The organism is Bacillus sp. 2B09 (genome assembly GCF_003946835.1).
Lineage (GTDB): Bacteria > Bacillota > Bacilli > Bacillales > Bacillaceae > Bacillus > Bacillus altitudinis.
On record NZ_RPSG01000009.1, the window covers coordinates 56,960 to 75,347 of the forward strand.

Annotated in this window: 19 protein-coding genes and 2 riboswitches; of the genes, 1 reads left to right on the top strand and 18 read right to left on the bottom strand. The window is 43.7% G+C overall.

The features are described from left to right. Nucleotides 1–6 precede the first annotated feature (6 nt). From purH to EBQ12_RS16065, 18 genes are all read right to left on the bottom strand, one after another. Nucleotides 7–1,545, bottom strand: coding sequence for a bifunctional phosphoribosylaminoimidazolecarboxamide formyltransferase/IMP cyclohydrolase (gene purH, locus EBQ12_RS15985; RefSeq protein WP_125590659.1), 1,539 nt, complete (start codon nt 1,543–1,545; stop codon nt 7–9). Nucleotides 1,546–1,560: 15 nt separating this feature from the next. Continuing rightward, nucleotides 1,561–2,130 carry a phosphoribosylglycinamide formyltransferase gene (gene purN / locus EBQ12_RS15990; protein WP_125590661.1) on the bottom strand — a complete coding sequence of 190 codons (570 nt, stop codon included), beginning with the start codon at nt 2,128–2,130 and terminating at the stop codon, nt 1,561–1,563. Then, the gene (gene purM / locus EBQ12_RS15995) at nt 2,127–3,167 is read right to left on the bottom strand and encodes a phosphoribosylformylglycinamidine cyclo-ligase (RefSeq protein ID WP_035391448.1); all 1,041 of its coding nucleotides are present in this window, start codon (nt 3,165–3,167) and stop codon (nt 2,127–2,129) included. Before purM ends, purN begins: the two co-directional genes overlap by 4 nt. Before the next feature lie 96 nt (nt 3,168–3,263). Continuing rightward, complete coding sequence (gene purF, locus EBQ12_RS16000) at nt 3,264–4,694, bottom strand: amidophosphoribosyltransferase (RefSeq protein WP_017359819.1); 1,431 nt, start codon at nt 4,692–4,694, stop codon at nt 3,264–3,266. Then, entirely contained in the window at nt 4,670–6,901 is a 2,232-nt protein-coding gene (purL, locus tag EBQ12_RS16005) for a phosphoribosylformylglycinamidine synthase subunit PurL (RefSeq protein ID WP_008344291.1), read from the bottom strand. The genes purF and purL overlap by 25 nt, the downstream gene beginning before the upstream one ends. Further along, on the bottom strand, nt 6,885–7,568 hold the full coding sequence (gene purQ / locus EBQ12_RS16010; protein ID WP_008344292.1) for a phosphoribosylformylglycinamidine synthase subunit PurQ: 684 nt from the start codon (nt 7,566–7,568) through the stop codon (nt 6,885–6,887). Before purQ ends, purL begins: the two co-directional genes overlap by 17 nt. Continuing rightward, nucleotides 7,565–7,819: a phosphoribosylformylglycinamidine synthase subunit PurS gene (purS, locus tag EBQ12_RS16015; RefSeq protein WP_003214349.1), complete on the bottom strand. Its 255-nt coding sequence runs from the start codon at nt 7,817–7,819 to the stop codon at nt 7,565–7,567. Before purS ends, purQ begins: the two co-directional genes overlap by 4 nt. Further along, nucleotides 7,812–8,534, bottom strand: coding sequence for a phosphoribosylaminoimidazolesuccinocarboxamide synthase (gene purC, locus EBQ12_RS16020; RefSeq protein WP_007496901.1), 723 nt, complete (start codon nt 8,532–8,534; stop codon nt 7,812–7,814). Before purC ends, purS begins: the two co-directional genes overlap by 8 nt. Nucleotides 8,535–8,606: 72 nt before the next feature. Then, nucleotides 8,607–9,902, bottom strand: coding sequence for an adenylosuccinate lyase (gene purB, locus EBQ12_RS16025; RefSeq protein WP_034664786.1), 1,296 nt, complete (start codon nt 9,900–9,902; stop codon nt 8,607–8,609). After that, nucleotides 9,899–11,041: a 5-(carboxyamino)imidazole ribonucleotide synthase gene (purK, locus tag EBQ12_RS16030; protein ID WP_041093202.1), complete on the bottom strand. Its 1,143-nt coding sequence runs from the start codon at nt 11,039–11,041 to the stop codon at nt 9,899–9,901. The genes purB and purK overlap by 4 nt, the downstream gene beginning before the upstream one ends. Continuing rightward, entirely contained in the window at nt 11,034–11,522 is a 489-nt protein-coding gene (purE, locus tag EBQ12_RS16035; RefSeq protein WP_017359824.1) for a 5-(carboxyamino)imidazole ribonucleotide mutase, read from the bottom strand. Before purE ends, purK begins: the two co-directional genes overlap by 8 nt. A gap of 169 nt (nt 11,523–11,691) precedes the next feature. Next, nucleotides 11,692–11,793: riboswitch (purine riboswitch) on the bottom strand. 79 nt (nt 11,794–11,872) lie between these two features. Next, on the bottom strand, nt 11,873–12,073 hold the full coding sequence (locus tag EBQ12_RS16040) for an NETI motif-containing protein (RefSeq protein WP_017366746.1): 201 nt from the start codon (nt 12,071–12,073) through the stop codon (nt 11,873–11,875). After that, nucleotides 12,070–12,624, bottom strand: coding sequence for a DUF2179 domain-containing protein (locus EBQ12_RS16045; RefSeq protein ID WP_008344300.1), 555 nt, complete (start codon nt 12,622–12,624; stop codon nt 12,070–12,072). The genes EBQ12_RS16040 and EBQ12_RS16045 overlap by 4 nt, the downstream gene beginning before the upstream one ends. 305 nt (nt 12,625–12,929) lie before the next feature. Continuing rightward, nucleotides 12,930–13,727 (bottom strand): hypothetical protein, encoded by a 798-nt coding sequence (locus EBQ12_RS16050; protein ID WP_050827019.1) that lies wholly within the window; start codon nt 13,725–13,727, stop codon nt 12,930–12,932. 217 nt (nt 13,728–13,944) lie between these two features. Further along, complete coding sequence (locus EBQ12_RS16055; protein ID WP_008344304.1) at nt 13,945–14,127, bottom strand: YezD family protein; 183 nt, start codon at nt 14,125–14,127, stop codon at nt 13,945–13,947. Between the two features lie 18 nt (nt 14,128–14,145). Continuing rightward, nucleotides 14,146–14,307: a hypothetical protein gene (locus EBQ12_RS19405; RefSeq protein WP_008344307.1), complete on the bottom strand. Its 162-nt coding sequence runs from the start codon at nt 14,305–14,307 to the stop codon at nt 14,146–14,148. A gap of 206 nt (nt 14,308–14,513) precedes the next feature. Then, on the bottom strand, nt 14,514–15,839 hold the full coding sequence (locus EBQ12_RS16060; RefSeq protein WP_024719393.1) for an NCS2 family permease: 1,326 nt from the start codon (nt 15,837–15,839) through the stop codon (nt 14,514–14,516). Nucleotides 15,840–15,984: 145 nt separating this feature from the next. Further along, nucleotides 15,985–16,086, bottom strand: a riboswitch (purine riboswitch). A 126-nt stretch (nt 16,087–16,212) separates the two neighbouring features. After that, nucleotides 16,213–17,091: a LysR family transcriptional regulator gene (locus EBQ12_RS16065; RefSeq protein ID WP_125590663.1), complete on the bottom strand. Its 879-nt coding sequence runs from the start codon at nt 17,089–17,091 to the stop codon at nt 16,213–16,215. A gap of 100 nt (nt 17,092–17,191) precedes the next feature. Here EBQ12_RS16065 and EBQ12_RS16070 point away from each other — a divergent pair, with 100 nt between their 5' ends. After that, complete coding sequence (locus tag EBQ12_RS16070; RefSeq protein ID WP_125590665.1) at nt 17,192–18,373, top strand: MFS transporter; 1,182 nt, start codon at nt 17,192–17,194, stop codon at nt 18,371–18,373. The last annotated feature ends 15 nt before the right edge of the window (nt 18,374–18,388 follow it).

The following is an 18,388-nucleotide window of genomic DNA, read 5'->3' on the forward strand; positions in this document are numbered from 1 at the left end:
ATCCCCTTAATGTTTGAAATGTCTAACGCCAGTGAAGACCATGGCGATGCCGTATTCATCTGCCTTTTGAATCGATTCTTCATCACGAATAGATCCGCCTGGCTGAATGATCGCTGTGACGCCTGCCTTTGTAGCAGCTTCTACTGTATCGCCCATTGGGAAAAATGCATCAGAACCTAGTGCACTCCCTTTTGCCTTTTCACCTGCTTGCTCAATCGCAATGTTAGCCGAGCCAACACGGTTCATTTGACCAGCACCAATACCTGCTGTCATTTGATTCTTCGCTAGAACGATGGCATTTGATTTCACATGTTTGACGACTTTCCAAGCGAGCTTTAAGTCTTTCCATTCGTCTTCAGTTGGCTCTCTCTTCGTTGGGATAGAGATCGTTGCTTCCTCTAAGCCGTATGTGTCGATATCCTGAACGAGCAATCCACCATGAACACTTGTGAGCTGCTTTTCTTTTTTCCCAAGATCTGCTTCTACATCTAATGTTAGTAGACGAAGATTCTTTTTCGCTGTTAACACGTCAAGTGCTTCTTGGCTAAACGATGGTGCGATGACGATTTCTAAGAAAATCGTATGGAGCACCTCAGCCGTTTGCTTGTCTACTTCACGATTAAGCGCCACAATGCCGCCGAAAATAGATGTTTCATCTGCTTTAAATGCACGATCAAATGCTTCTGCAATCGTTTCTCCTGTCCCAACACCACATGGGTTCATATGCTTTACAGCCACAGCCGCTGGCTCCGTAAATTCACGTACAATTTGAAGAGCTGCATCTGCATCTTTGATATTGTTGTAGGAAAGTTCTTTTCCATGTAATTGCGTTGCAGTAGCTAAAGAGCCTTTGCTTGGAAGCGCATTTTCATAGAACGTCGCCGCTTGGTGTGGGTTTTCTCCATAACGAAGAGATTGCTTTTTCTCAAATGTGACTGTGAACTGTTCTGGCTCTGTTTCGCCAACAAAGTTCGTTAAGTAATCCGCAATCAGGGCATCGTAAGCAGCTGTATGACGGAATACTTTTGCTGCAAGCTCACGTTTTTTCTCTAGTGAGACGCCGCCTTCTTTAATTTGTTGAACGACAGAATCATAATCACGCGGGTCTACAATCACAGTGACGTCCTGATGGTTTTTAGAAGCAGCACGAAGCATACCCGGTCCGCCAATATCAATGTTTTCAATCGCTTCTTCATACGTGACATCGTCTTTAGAAATGGTCTCTTTGAATGGATATAGATTCACAACGACAAGATCAATCGGCTGAATGCCGTGCTTTTCAATCTGTGCCATATGCTCATCGTTTTCTCTCACTGCTAACAGTCCACCGTGAATGTTCGGATGAAGCGTTTTGAGACGTCCGTCCATGATTTCTGGGAAGCCAGTCACTTCAGAAATACCAATGACATCAATGCCGTTCTCTTGAAGAAGTTTGTGTGTACCACCAGTTGAAATCACTTCAACGCCAAGTTCTTTTAGTTCTTTCACAAAAGGTACAAGATTTGTTTTATCGGAAACACTGATTAATGCGCGTTTGATCGTCATGCCTTTGTCACCTCATTAAGATAATTCTAAAAGTGATTTGATCACTTTTGGATATAGTGTATGTTCTAATTCATGCATTCTTTTTTCAATGGATTCAAGGTCTTCCCCTTGTTCAATATGAATGGCTGCTTGGTCAATAATCGGACCGGTATCCATGCCTTCGTCGACATAATGAACCGTGATGCCAGCCACTTTGACTCCTGCTTGATAGGCTTGTCCAATCGCATCGAGTCCAGGAAATGCTGGCAATAAAGAAGGGTGGATATTCACGATTTTCCCTCTGAATGCGTCAAGTAATGTCGGACCGATCAGTCGCATATACCCAGCGAGGAAAATCCATTCCACTTCATGCAGCTTCAGCTGTTCAATGATGGTTTGCTCAAAAGCGGCTTTACTCGGGAAAGCCTTCGGCGTAAAAGAAAAGGACGGAATGCCCTCTTTCTCTACCCGCTCCAGCACCTTCGCACCCGGTTTATCACAGATCACAATGGCGGCTTTTGCCTGCCACTGTTCTTCTTTTAACGTATCAATAATGGCTTGAAAATTTGTCCCGCTTCCAGAGGCGAAGATCGCAAACTTTTTCATGAGAGGCTTCCACCACCGAAAGTGACGCCTTCTCCTTTTTGAACTCGTCCGATAAGGAAGGCTTTCTCTCCGTCTTGTTCAAGTCCGCTAATCACATCGACGAGATCATCCTCTTTGACGGCTAGGACAAAGCCGATGCCCATATTAAATACATTGAACATCTCTTCTGCTTTTAATTGCCCTTTTTCTTGGATAAAGGAGAAAATAGGCGGAACTGGCCATGAGCCGTTATCAATCTCAACACCAAGTCCTTCAGGTAGCATACGTGGTAAATTCTCAATAAAGCCGCCGCCTGTCACATGTGCCATACCGTCAACTTTGCCAGCTTTCACTTGTTTAAGAACAGGCTTGACATAAATCTTCGTCGGTTCAAGCAGCTCTTCTCCAAGTGGTCTTGTAAAAGGTTCATACGTTTGGTGAAGATCTAGACCCGCATCTTCAAGCAATACTTTTCGTACAAGAGAATAGCCATTGCTATGAATTCCGCTAGAGCTGAGTCCAATCAGCAAATGCCCTTCCTTGATGTTCTCTCCTGTGACGATTTCATCTTTTTCAACGACACCTACAGAAAATCCAGCAATATCATATTCTTCTTCTGTGTAAAGACCCGGCATTTCTGCTGTCTCTCCGCCGACAAGCGCTGAGCCAGACTGCTCGCATCCGTCAGCTACACCTTTGACGATGGATTCAATTTTCAAAGGATCTGCTTTTCCAACTGCTAAGTAATCTAAGAAAAAGAGCGGCTCTGCCCCTTGTGCAAGTACATCGTTCACACACATAGCAACAGCATCTACACCGATCGTATCGTGTTTATCCATTAAAAATGCTAGCTTTAATTTCGTACCAACACCATCTGTTCCTGAGACAAGAACGGGCTTTTTGTATGGCAGTTCAGATAAATCAAACATCCCACCAAATCCGCCTAGAGCACCCATGACACCTGCTCTTTTTGTACGTTCTACATGTGTTTTCATTCGTTTAACGGCTTCGTATCCTGCTTCGATGTCGACACCGGCGTTTTTATATGCTTCTGACATCCCATTCACTCCTTTTATCTGCTTGTCTTTCATATATTTTCGGCAGAATGAAAGAGCAGCATATCAAATCACGTTGACTGCTGCTCCATTATTCGATTATTTCGTCAGGACTGTTTCCTTCACATGAGGAAGGACAGTATCTTCATAAATTTCGGTCGGGTATTTTCCAGTAAAGCATGCTAAACACTGACCGCGCTGCGGATCATCATACTTTCTGCCAATCCCGTCCATTAAACCGTCTACAGATAAAAATGCAATGGTGTCTGCACCGATTTCCTGTCTAATTTCTTCCACTGAATGAGATGACGCAATCAGCTCTTCGTGTGTAGACGTATCAATTCCATAAAAACACGGATGAGCGATTGGCGGTGAACTAATGCGTACATGCACTTCCGTCGCACCTGCTTCTCTTAGCATCGTCACAATCCGGCGACTTGTTGTTCCTCGTACGATGGAATCATCCACCATGACGACACGTTTGCCTTCGACCACCCCACGCACAGCAGACAGCTTCATTCGCACGCCCTGCTCACGCAATGCTTGAGACGGCTGAATAAATGTCCGGCCGACATAACGGTTTTTAATTAAACCTAGCTCATATGGAATACCTGTTGCTTCGGCATAGCCAATCGCTGCAGAAATACTGGAGTCTGGCACACCTGTCACGACATCTGCTTCGACATGTGCTTCTTCTGCAAGCTTCTTGCCAAGATTCTTTCTCGCACTATGCACGTTGATGCCATTGATATTGCTGTCCGGTCTTGAGAAATAAATGTATTCCATACTGCACATGCTGCGGTTAATGTTCATCGAGAAGCGCTCAGATTTTAAGCCTTCATCATTAATGATCAGCATTTCGCCAGGCTCTACATCTCGTAAATAGGTAGCACCAACGACATCAAAGGCACATGTTTCAGAAGCGACAACATAAGCATCTCCAAGCATACCAAGTGAAAGTGGGCGTAATCCGTTCGGATCAAGCGCTACGATCATTTCTGTTTCCGTCATGATTAAGAAAGCATAAGCTCCTTTTAACATAGACAGAGCATTTTTGATTTGATCCTTCAAATCCATATATCCGCTGCGCTTAATTAAGTGAGCAAGCACTTCGGTATCAGAAGACGTTTGAAAAATACTTCCTTGGTTCTCTAGCTGCTGTTTTAATTGCGTTGCATTGACCAAGTTTCCATTATGAGCAAGGGCAAGACTGCCATTGTTTTGCGAGCGGAAGAAGAGGGGCTGCACATTCTCAAAGCCGCCTCCGCCTGCTGTCGCATACCGAACGTGTCCGATCGCACCTTTTCCCTTTAAATCCTTAAGCTCACCATTTTGGAACACTTCCGTAATCAGTCCAAGGCCTTTGTGTGACGTCAGGTTTTCACCGTCTGTTGCAATAATTCCCGCACCTTCTTGTCCTCGGTGCTGAAGGCTATGCAATCCGTAATAGGTGATTTGCGGGGCTTCTTCGTGTCCCCAAACCCCAAAGACGCCACATTCTTCGTTTAAGCCTCTGATTTCAGCAAGCATGGGATCGCTCCTTTCCATGCGCGTTCAAGCTCGTTGACTGCCGCATGAATCCATTGTTGTCCTTCTTGATTTTTGACAGTGAATACACCATCATTTGTGACCGTTCCGACTTCTTTTGCATCTTGCACAGCCGCAGCAAACGCTTCGCGATTTTCTGGTTTCACTGTGACGACAAAACGTGACTGTGATTCACTGAATAGTGATGCTGCACTGTTTAGATCGATCTGGATATCAGCGCCAAGACCATCTGTTCCAAATGTACTTTCAGCTAGTGCTACACCAAGACCGCCTTCAGACACATCATGTGCTGACTGAACAAGTCCGTTTTGAATTGCTGCTAATAGGGCTTCTTGACGCGCCAGCTCTACATCCAAATCAATTTCTGGTGCTTTTCCGTAGATACGACCTTCTGTCATTTTTTGAAGCTCACTGCCTGCAAATTCTTCCTTCGTTTCACCAATGACGAAAATCACATCGCCTGCCTGCTGGAACGATTGAGTCGTAATATGAGCTGTATCTTCAATCAAACCAACCATGCCAATAACTGGCGTTGGGTAAATGGCTGTTCCATTTGACTCGTTATATAAAGAGACGTTACCGCCGATGACTGGTGTACTTAATGTACGGCAAGCTTCGCTAATGCCGTCAGCAGATTTTTCAATCTGCCAGAAGATTTCTGGTTTCTCCGGGTTACCGAAGTTCAAGTTATCTGTTACTGCAAGCGGACGAGCGCCTGAGCAGACAATGTTACGTGCGGCTTCTGCAACGGCGATCTTACCGCCAACCTCTGGATCAAGGTAGAGATAACGTGCGTTACAATCTGTTGTCATCGCAAGAGCTTTTTTCGTCCCACGGATTCTGAGCACGCCCGCATCAGAGCCAGGTGCAACGACAGTGTTTGTACGAACCATATAGTCGTATTGATCGTAAACCCATTCTTTACTCGCAATCGTTGGCTGCTTTAACAGCTGTTTCAATGTATCTGCTGCATCTGTGATCGCTGGAGCTTCCACTTTTGTTTCTAAAAACTCACGATAGTATGCAGGCTCACTTGACGGCTTGTGATAAACCGGTGCTTCTTCTGCAAGTGCATCAACTGGAAGCTCACACACTACTTCTCCTTGATGGAGTAAACGAAGCATTTTATCGTCTGTCACATGACCGACTGAGACTGCTTCAAGATCATATTTTTCAAAAATATCAATGATTTCTTGCTCACGGCCTTTTTCAATGACCAACAGCATTCTCTCTTGGGATTCAGACAGCATCATTTCATACGCTGACATGCCTGTTTCACGCTGAGGGATCAGGTCTAGGTTCATTTCGATACCTGAACCGGCTTTACTTGCCATCTCTGCACTTGAGCTAGTTAAGCCAGCCGCTCCCATATCTTGAATGCCCACAAGCGCATCATTTTTGATGACTTCAAGACATGCTTCAAGCAAAAGCTTTTCCATGAACGGATCGCCGACTTGAACCGCTGAACGTTTTTCTTCTGATTCATCAGAAAATTCTTCAGACGCAAATGTTGCACCGTGAATCCCGTCACGTCCCGTTTTAGCACCAACGTACATGACCGTATTGCCAACACCTTTTGCCTGCCCTTTCTTGATGTCTTCATGGTTGATTAACCCTACACACATCGCGTTAACGAGCGGATTGCCTTCATAACTTTGATCAAAATGAACTTCTCCGCCGACTGTTGGAATACCGATACAGTTTCCATAGCCTGCAATCCCTGCCACTACTTCTTCAAACAAGTACTTCACGCGCGGTGAAGTCAGTTCACCAAAACGAAGAGAGTTTAATACCGCAATTGGACGAGCACCCATGGAGAATACATCACGGATGATTCCGCCGACACCTGTTGCCGCTCCTTGATACGGTTCAATTGCAGATGGATGGTTATGTGATTCGATTTTAAATACAACCGCTTGGTTGTCTCCAATATCAACGATTCCAGCGCCTTCCCCAGGACCTTGCAGAACATGCTCTCCTTTTGTCGGGAATTTGCTTAAAACAGGCTTTGAGTTTTTATAACTACAATGCTCTGACCACATGACAGAAAAGATACCCGTTTCTGTGTAGTTTGGCAGCCTGCCAATAATGGATTCGATTAAAGCGAATTCTTCATCACTCAATCCCATTTGCTGATACAATTTCTCTTCTTTAATTTGCTTGTGACTTGGTTCAAGCAGTAGTGACATGAGTGTCCCTCCAATTTTTCACGATAGATTGAAACAATTTAAGTCCGTCTGCGCTGCCTAGTAATGAGTCAACCGCGCGCTCAGGGTGCGGCATCATGCCGAGTACATTGCCCTGTTCATTCGTTACACCTGCAATTCGATTGACACTGCCGTTAATATCGTCACCGTAAGTGAAAGCGATTTGGCCTCGTTCAATCAGCTTCGCTAACGTGTCTTCGTCACAGTAGAAGTTGCCTTCACCGTGTGCTACAGGAATCGTAATCGATTCACCTTTTTGATAACCGCTTGTAAATTGCGTTTCGTTGTTCTCTACAATGAGTTCAACTGGACGACAGATAAATTTTAGATCTTTATTCCGTCTCATTGCACCTGGCAAAATGCCAAGCTCTTGAAGAATTTGGAACCCGTTACAAACACCAAGAACAGGTTTTCCTTCCGCAGCTGCTTTTTTCACAGCCGGCATGATGTTAGAAAAACGAGCAATCGCACCGCATCTTAAGTAATCCCCATAAGAGAAACCGCCTGGTACGAGTACACCGTCAAAACCATCAAGACTCGTTTCGTCGTGCCATACATATTCAACTTGTTCACCTAACTCATCTTGAATCGCATGGTACATATCGATATCACAGTTAGAGCCAGGCAAGACGATCACTGCAAACTTCACTGTGCGACAACCTCCTCCACCTCATAGCGGTAATCTTCAATCACCGTGTTGGCAAGCAATTTTTCACACATTTCTTTGACCACTGTGTCTAAGTCACGATCTGATTTCTCAATGACTAACTCCATATATTTCCCGATACGGACATCCTTTACTTCCTGATAAGACATGCTGTGCAAAGCGTGCTGCACGGCACTTCCTTGTGGATCAAGAACGCTCTCTTTTAAGCTGACAAAAATTTTCACTTTATACATGTTTATGGCCTCCAAGTCTTTTGAAAATTTCTTCGTATGCATTTGTTAAGCCGCCCAGGTTTCGTCTGAACACGTCTTTATCAAGCTTTTCGTTTGTGTCTTTATCCCAAAGCCTGCACGTATCAGGTGAAATCTCATCAGCTAGCAAAATACGATTCTCGTGATCTATTCCGAATTCAAGCTTGAAATCAATTAAATTCACATGGCAATCTGAGAAGATTTGCTTCAATTCTTCATTCACTTGTCTTGTGATTTGTTTCATTTCCTCGACCTGCTCAGGTGTCGCTGCATGTAAAATGCGAATATGATCTTCAGTAATGAGCGGATCGCCAAGTGCATCATCTTTGTAGTAAAACTCGATCAAAGGTGTGTCCAGTTTCGTTCCCTCTGGAATCCCAAGACGTTTTGACATACTGCCTGCCACCACGTTTCGCACAACGACTTCAAGCGGTACGATGTCTACCTTTTGAATGAGCTGTTCTGTTTCAGATAGGCGTTTAACAAAGTGATTGTTGATCCCTTTCTCATGTAGCATTTGAAAAATCAAGCTGGAAATTTCGTTATTCAGTCTGCCTTTGCCTTCAATTTCCGCTTTCTTTTCACCGTTAAATGCTGTAGCTGAGTCTTTATATTCAACATATAAAATATGCTCGTCATCGGTCTGATAGATTCTTTTCGCTTTGCCTTCGTAGAGAAGTTCTTGTTTCACAGTCATTCAGATTGGCCTCCTAATTTGAATGTTGGCAATTTTCAGGATTAGGCGCCTGACTAGCAGGCGGCCCATTTCTTACGCAAGACCTAGACGTTCGAAAATCATATCGACATTTTTCAAGTGATAGTTGTAATCGAAGCAGTCAGCGATTTGTTCAGGTGTTAAGCGTGAAGTGATTTTCTCTTCTGCTTCTACTAATGAACGGAATGGTACTTGTTTCTCCCAAGCCTCCATCGCCTTTGGCTGAACCGTGTCATATGCTTCTTCACGTGCCATACCTGTATCAATTAATGCAAGAAGAACACGCTGTGAGTAAATTAAGCCGAGTGTGCGGTCCATGTTGCGCTTCATGTTTTCAGGGAAAACCGTTAAGTTTTTCACGATGTTTGAGAAACGGTTCAGCATATAGTTCAGTGCAATCGTTGCATCTGGTAAAATGATGCGTTCAGCAGATGAATGAGAAATATCACGTTCATGCCAAAGCGGTACATTTTCATAAGCAGTCAGCATATAACCACGGATGACGCGGGCAATTCCCGTCATATTTTCAGAACCGATCGGGTTTCGTTTATGAGGCATCGCGGATGATCCTTTTTGTCCTTTTGCAAAGAACTCTTCTACTTCACGTGTTTCACTCTTTTGAAGACCACGAATTTCAACAGCAAATTTCTCAATGCTTGTTGCAACTAAAGCAAGGGTTGCCATGTAATCTGCATGACGGTCACGCTGCAAGGTTTGGGTTGAAATTGGTGCAGCTTTGATGCCAAGTTTCTCACATACATATTGCTCAACAAACGGGTCGATGTTCGCATATGTGCCAACAGCACCAGAGATTTTGCCGTATTCGATGCCGGCTTTTGCTTGTTTAAAACGTTCTAAGTTACGCTTCATTTCCTCGTACCAAAGACCAAGCTTTAGGCCAAATGTTGTCGGTTCAGCGTGTACACCGTGTGTACGGCCCATCATGACGGTATATTTGTGCTCTTTTGCTTTTTCTTTTAGTATGTCAACAAATCTCTCAATGTCCTTGAGCAAAATATCGTTCGCCTGTTTTAATAGATATGAAAGCGCCGTATCCACTACGTCTGTAGATGTTAACCCGTAATGAACCCACTTTCTTTCTTCTCCTAGAGATTCAGATACAGCACGCGTAAAGGCAACCACGTCGTGGCGCGTGTCTTGTTCAATCTCTAGAATACGATCAATATCAAAGCTTGCATTCTTACGCATAGTCACAACGTCTTCTTTCGGAATGACACCAAGTTCTGCCCAAGCTTCACAAGCGAGAATTTCTACTTCAAGCCATGCATTAAATTTGTTTTCCTCTGTCCAGATTGCTGACATTTCTGGTCGTGCGTAACGTTCGATCATTTCCCGTTTCCTCCATCTCTTTCAGTCCATATCTTTGTGATGTTTGCCATCCATTCATCATCAAGCTGTTTCATAAATGTCATATGCCCCATTTTGCGGCCGGCTTTTACTTCATGTTTACCATATAGATAAAGCTTCGCTTCCTTTAAAAGCTCAGGATGTTCTTTTGGGATGTCCACTTCATCGCCCAGCAAATTCACCATCATGCCCTCTGATAAAAGAGCTGTTCCGCCAAGCGGCAAACCGCATATGGCGCGAATGTGCTGTTCAAACTGACTCGTCTCACATAAATCCAATGTGTAATGTCCAGAGTTATGCGGGCGGGGTGCCAGTTCATTGACGAGCAGCTTCCCTTCATTTGTCAAGAACAGTTCAACAGCAAGCGTACCGACTAGCCCTAGCTTTTCAGCAAGCGTTGTTGCCAGTTCTTTTGCTTTCTCCTGAATGCTGCCATCTACCCGTGCAGGCACGATGCTTTGGAATAAAATATTGTGCTTATGAATGTTCTCAGCGACTGGGAATGTCGCAATTTCTCCATGAACAGACCGCGTCACAATCACGGACAGTTCCATTTGGAAAGGAACCCAGCTTTCTAAAATACATGTCCCATGAGTGAGAAGTGCAGCCGCTTCATGAAGCTGATCCTTCTCTTTGATCACGTACTGTCCTTTACCGTCGTAACCGCCTCTGCATGTTTTCAGCACAGCTGGCAAACCAAGCGCATTTACTGCGTCTTCCAGCTCCTTCTCATCATGAACGATGCGATAAGGGGCGACTTCACAGCCTGCATCTACAATCCCTTTTTTCTCCGTTTCACGGTTTTGGGTTAAAAGAAGAAGTTCGCTTCCTTGCGGTAAATACGCCTCTTCCTTCAGCTGATTGAGTGCATCATAGTCAATGTTTTCAAATTCATATGTGACCACATCACTGATGTCCGCCAGCTGCCTGATCGCTTCAAGGTCACTGTATGCGGCTGTGATTTCTGTATCAGCAACCTGTCCACAAGGAGAAAGTTTGACTGGGTCAAGAACTGCTGCACGGTAGCCCATTTGCTTTGCACTGACAGCCATGTATCTGCCAAGCTGTCCGCCGCCGATGATACCAATGGTTGCGTTTGGAAAAATGGTCTGCTTAGCCAAGCTGATCACTGCTTTCTAATACAGTTTGTTTTGTTTGTTCTCTTCTTTCTTCAAGGCGTGCTGCAACGGCTTCATCGAATGCTGAAATCATTTGTGCGGCTAGAAGCCCTGCATTTGTTGCACCGGCTTTGCCGATTGCCACTGTAGCAACAGGTACACCGCCTGGCATTTGAACGATGGATAATAAGGAATCCAGCCCGTTTAATGCTTTTGATTGTACGGGCACACCAATGACCGGCAGTGTCGTTTTTGCTGCGACCATCCCCGGTAAATGTGCTGCGCCTCCAGCACCGGCAATAATGACCTTGAGTCCTTTACCTCTTGCTTCAGTCGCATATTCAAACATCAAATCAGGTGTCCGATGTGCGGATACAACCTGTTTTTCATACGGAATGTTTAATTCCTCTAAGATATCGCACGCATGTTTCATTGTTTCCCAATCAGATGTACTTCCCATGATGACACCTACAAGCGGCTTCATTTTGTCCCCACCTTTAAGCTATTATTCGATTTTGTATCGTTTGACACGCTTCCCAAACCTAAGTAGCTTGTCAAACGCCGAACAAAAAGACCCGGTTTGTATTGCATTGTTAGGAAGCAACACAAACCGGGCCATGGTAAGCGCTGTTCGCTTTTAAAACGCCATGTCAGTTTTGTTCACTATCCTGCATAGTCCAGTCATTTACGGTAACTGGGTAGAAACTTATGGGCCATATTCCCAAGATTATATGAGGCTCGTGTTTTGATTTCATGTTTATCTTAACAACGGATGTTCATGATGTCAACGGATTTATCGAACAATCTATGAAGTCGTCGTTTTAATGTTCGGATTTAGAGTATTTTTCCCTCAAATACGATTTTTTTCCCAATCGGAATGATCTGAATCGACCCATTTTCCTTCTTTTCCTGAAAGATCGGTTCCTCCATTCGTCGGACAGGTGAGTAGCCTTCGTCCGCCATCTGGGACAACACTTGATCAATCGTCATGTTGTCTTCCACGTAGAATTTCTTTTTCTTTGGTTTTGCGGTCATTCTTTAATTCTCCTTTTCTTCACAGCCTTCACCCAGAAGCCGCCATGAATCGTTTTGGGCTCATACGAAATGATAAACGCCTTTGAATCAAGCGTTTTAATCGTTTCATATAATTGCAGTTCATATTTTCTCGGTGTTAAAATTTGCATCGCTGACCGGTCTCCTTCAAGACCTCCTACTACCCAGTTGGTGACGCCATATCCTTTTTCTCTCAATTGTTTTGGGAGATCTAGATCGATTTCTTTTGTAATCACGTTCACAGTAATGTAGCCTAGTGCCAGCTTCTCTTCAATTTTCATCCCGACAATGATTCCAATCCCATAACCTAGCGCATACGCAATGACATTTTGTACTTGATCTAAGTTATCTAATACGATACTCAAACCAATGACATAAATCAGCATCTCGACAGTACCAGCAAAAGCGGCTGCATACCTTCTGCCTTTCATTGTTAAAATTAAACGCATAGTGGAAAAAGAGACATAAACAATGTTAATCACTAAAATAATCAAAACCATGGTGAACGCATTGGATAAAAGTTGTTGAAGCACGATTCGAACCCCCTGCACTAAAAATCAAATAAAGCACCCCATATTCTACTAGAGAACAAACCTTGATACAATCAAATTTGCGCGAGAAAAACACATATATCTTTCGACAACAAGGGGTGGTCTTTGTTACCAAGAGTTTACCCGTTTTTTCCTCTTCTCAACATGAAAAACCTCCTTTTTCAAAAGGAGGCTTTAGATGGTTGATAAAGGGCTAAAATATACTTTATTTTAACCCTTTGTCTTCTTTTCAGCGTGATAGAAAACCTTTGAATTTTAAAAAGACCGAGTACACGCTGAAACGTGTTTTATCCAAACCGAACTGGAACAAGTGATGGGATCAAATACTCTCCGACAATGCCCCATAAAAGGGCAATGATAACGAGCTCAATCAACAAAAAGACCCAGCCGGCATACATCAAGTCTCCCCGTACAACATCTTGCTCTGATTGAATGGAGCGGAAGAGCACAATGGCAATCAGCTGAAGACCAAAAAACATCATGACGGATAAAATCACCGTTACATATGGAATATTCAGCATGGCAAATACAAGCCAAAGGATAGATAAAACCAAAACCGGCACAAGCACGGCACCGAACTTCATGATCACTTCTTTCAGCGATATGTTTCCTTTCAGCATGTACTTACCGAGCACCCAAACCGTCAGCATCATCAGTGTCAACAAAATGAGTGTAAAGACCGCTACCTTCAAAAAGGCGTCACCAAAAGAATAATGAATACCAAAACCTAATAAACGGGTCTTTGACGCCTTTAATTGAACGTAGTTGCCTAAAGCAAAAAACACACTGAATAACACAATTGAAATCCAGGCGTACTTCATGCGTAAAGTGTCCGCTTGATGGATCGCACGACTCGGTGATTTTAACATTGCGAGCCCATACGAGCCGTAGCGCTTAAACGCACCTCCAACACCTCTTGCGATGCGCTGAATGGCTGAACCCTCTTCATCAGCTGGCTTAGCCGTTCTTCCTCGTTTTGCAGCACTGCGGCTGAGGCGGGACTGCCTTGTTTCTTGATCTATTGATGGCTCTTCGTTTTCGTTTTTCGTTTCAGATGTGACCTGCTCTTGATCTTTCTCTAACATCCCATATCAACTCCTATCTCAGACAATCCGCACAGGCTCAGGTGACCTGTCCGAATGACTCCTATTAAAGTAGCGGAGTCTCTCTATTCAGTCAAGATTCCTTGACGTTCATACGAATAGACGGATAAAAGAATGAAGAGGTTTTAAATGGAGAGAAAATAAGACAAAACAAAAAAGCTGATGAGTGGATCAGCTTTTCATCATCTTTCATTACTTTTCATGAACGATAGCGCCCCTGCTTTGCTTTCTGAATCCGAAGATTCTCTTGGTGTGCGGGGAAACGAGTCTTTTCTGTCGTATCGACTTGTGTAATTTGTCCATTATGAATGGTGATCACCACCGACCCGTATTCAATCCCTTTTAAGGCAGATAAAATAAAATTCAGCTTTTGTTCATCCATCGCTCATCCCCCATCCCACTAATTTTGCTTGCGCTCTTTTAAATAGAGAACCTCATTTTCCAGCTCATGAATCGTATAGTGCATGAGCGCTTCATGTTTTTCTTCATGCCCCCATAAAAGGAGTTGCTCAATCAATACCTGCTTTTTCCGCTCAATCACCTGCCTAAGCCAGCGTGACAAGTCATCCCCTCCCGTTATGATGAATGCAAGAAAAAAGGCACTCTGAACCCTTCTATAGAAAAAAGGAAATCAAAGCGCCTTTGGTGATCCAATCAGCGAATTATGTCTTTTTATCATAAACATATAATTCCTATAAGTCAACTATGTTTTTAAAATTTTCCTACAAAAAACAGCAGCCTCCATGAGCTGCTGTTTCAGACAAACGATTAATGATTTAAGAAAGCAAAATATAGAATAAAGATGACAAACAGGCCGTACATAATTGGATGCACTTCTTTTGCTTTTCCTTTAAAGATCATGGTGATCGGGTAGAAAATGAAACCAATCGCAATCCCTGTCGCAATACTATATGTCAGTGGCATCATAATCATGGTTAAGAAGGCCGGTACCGCAATTTCAAAACGATCCCATGCGATCTTCGCAAGAGGTGCTACCATCAGTGCACCGACAATGATTAAAGCAGGTGCCGTTACATTCGATGTCACGACAGATAATAGTGGCGAGAAGAACATCGCAAGTAAGAAGAAAATACCTGTCACGACGGCTGCAAAACCAGAGCGAGCACCCGCAGCAACACCTGAACTAGATTCAACATAAGACGTCGTCGTTGATGTTCCAAGAACAGAACCGACGACGATAGAAGAAGAATCCGCCAGAAGCGCTCTTCCTGCACGAGGCAGCTCATTATTTTTCATTAAACCAGCCTGCGTTGCCACAGCCACAAGTGTACCAGCTGTATCAAAGAACCCAACGAATAGGAACGTTAAAATGACCACAAGCATTTGAATGGAGAAGATGTCTGGCAAGTGAATCAAAGCTTGACCAAAGGTTGGAGACAAACTTGGAATGCTTCCGATAATTTGAGATGGAACTGGCACAAGACCAAAGATCATTCCAGCAATGGCTGTCACAAGCATCCCAATGAAGACACCTGCATTCACTCGAAGAACCATTAAAATGACAGTCACAACGATTCCAAATACCGTCAACAGGACAGGACCACTATGAATGTTTCCAATCGAAACGAGCGTATTATCGTTATTTGCAATAATACCGGAGCCTTGAAGACCCACAAATGTAATGAACAAACCAATCCCTGCACCAACAGCCAGCTTCAGCTCACTCGGAATAGCATTGATGATTTTTTCACGGAAACCTGTTAAAGAAAGGGCAACGAAAATCAATCCTGACACAAACACACCGGAAAGTGCTGCCTGCCATGAGATTCCCATACCAAGAACCACCGAGAAAGCAAAGAACGCATTCAGACCCATACCTGGTGCAATCGCAATCGGGTACCTGGCGATCAATCCCATCAGGAAACAACCTGCCGCAGAAGCTAACGCCGTAGCTGTAAAGACAGCCCCCTGATCAATTCGTAATTTATCTGGAAAATCCGGTACTGCTACTAAAGCAAGTGTGATCGGATTAACAAACAAGATGTAAGCCATCGACAAAAATGTCGTTAAACCGCCGATGATCTCTCTGCGATAATTCGTACCTAACTCATCAAACTGAAAAAACTGTTTCAAAGCCAACTGACTCCCTTCATGTCCTTTTGCTTTAGTCTGTCCCATTCACAAGTCAAATAAAAAACGCCCCAACAGTTTTTGGGACGCTTGACTACAATGTGAATTCAGACCGTGACATCAAACAAGAACAATGCATGATTTATATCAAACGAGTGTGAATTGACGTAGTCAAGCCATTTACGGTAGCTTGGTAGAAACTTGCGGGCCATATCCCCGCCATTATACGACTTCTATCTATTTGATTTCTGTGTCTATTGTACCAACTTCATTTTTAAAACACAATACAAAAAGCGAACATTTTTCAAAGAAATGTCCGCTTCATTCGTCTTATTACACGAATTTGGAAAATCACATCTAGTTCTTTATACACCCATCACTGAATTCTGGCAAAAACCGTTTCTGCTACATCGAAAAATGCCTTCACAGCAGGAGAAGCTTGCGTGAGCGATGGACAGGCAAGCGCCACCTCACGATGATGCGATACATTCAGGTGACTGATCTGCACAAGTTGCTGCGTTTTCAGGAATAACTCAGGACCTATCGTCACACCAAGTCCTTCCCCAACCATGCGGGCAATGGTCGTACAATCATGCACTTCAAATAAAATAGACGGCTTGATTTGCGCCTCTGCAAAAATATCCTCTACATGGGACTGATACATGCCAGTTGGCATAATAAACGGTTCATCTGCTAATTCTTTCATGTCTACAATTGGCTGCTGCTTAAAACGATGATTTTCGTGATAGGCAACCACCATTTTATCTTTCATAAGTGGCAATAGATCAAACGCTTCATCCGCTTTACCTTTTACGACAAACCCAACATCAATAATGCCAGAATCGAGCCACTCCAATATTTCTTCATATGTCCCCTCATAGAATTTAAATTCAATCTTTGGGTGCTTTTTCTGATAGCTCACAAGTAGCTTTGGCAATAAACAAGCGGATGCACTGGCAAATGTTCCAATCCGAATCAAGCCAGATTCAATATTTTTGGTGAGCGCAATTTCCTGTTGAATTTTCTCTACTCGATTTAGCACTTCTCTTATATGCGGAAGAAGGGTTTCGCCGGTGTCTGTCAGCGTAATGCCCTTTTTTCGGTCACGCACGAATAAAGACACACCCCACTCCGTCTCTAAACTTGCCACCGCATGACTCACGGCAGACTGTGTCATATTTAATGCTTCAGCTGCAGCGGTAAAACTGCCTAGCTCGACCACCTTAGCCATCGTCTCGAATCGAACAAAGCTCATGAGTATTCACTCATCCCTTTCATGAAAAACATCAATTTTACTTATGTTAGCACGGAATTTAAAATGAATACAACGTTTCAACATAAAGGAAGGGTTCAAAATGAAAAGTACATCTTATCCATTGCTCATATTTCTTTTAGCCGTCGGTTCTTTCGTCACAGGTACTTCAGAATTCGTCGTATCAGGCATACTGGACATCATTTCTGACGATATGCGCATCTCCATCCCGGTTGCAGGACAGCTCATCACCATCTATTCTCTTTTTTATGCCGTGGGTGCCCTCTTTTTAGTCATGGCCACATCGAAATTGAATCGAAAAAAGGTTCTTTTATCGGCGATTTCCATGTTTATAGCAGGTAATGTGCTTGCCTTTTTTAGCCATCACTTTATGCTGCTCATGCTCTCGCGAGTCATCATGGCCATGAGTGGCGGCTTATATATTGTGCTCGCAACAAATTACGCAGCGCAGCTCGCCCCGCCAGAAAAAAAGGGGAGTGCGATGGCAACAGTAATCACTGGATTTACTGTTTCACTAGTACTCGGTGTACCGATTGGAACATTTTTAGCAGGATATGTAGATTGGCATGCCATTTTTCTCATCATTGCAATAGGGACCACATGTCTCTTGTTTCTTCTTTATCAATTATTACCGCCTATGGAGGGCCATTCCCATGTGCCATTCAAACAGCAAATGCAAATTCTTCAAGACCGTAGGGTGTTAAGCGGCTTAGCCACGACAGCCTTTTGGATTTTAGGTTACACGATGGTATTTGCTTACATTTCGCCATTATTGCGGCAAACATCCGGATTTACGCTTGAACTGACAAGCATTGCCTTGCTTGTCTTAGGCATCTCCGCTTTTATTGGCTCGCGCTTTGGTGGATACGCTGTCGATCAATGGGGACCAAACCGAACCATTTCAATCAGCATCACGGTTCAGATGCTCATGCTCTTTGCATTATCCTTTACACAATTTTCGGTAGTTGGCGTCTTCATCACGCTCGCCATTTGGGGCACCGCCACATGGACAACAACACCAGCGAAGCAATTTTATCTCATCTCCCTAAAACCCGAAACATCTGAAACCGTGCTGAGCTTTAATACAGCGATTATGAATATCGGCATGATGCTCGGATCATCAATGGGTGGTCTGATTATTCAATATACAAATGTAACGAATTTAAGTTGGATCGGCGGGCTAGCCAGTTTTGTTGCGTTGATGTTGATTCGGTACTCGTTCAATCAGCTGGTTCAAAAGCAGACAAAAAGCGAACATGTGTAATCATGTTCGCTTTCT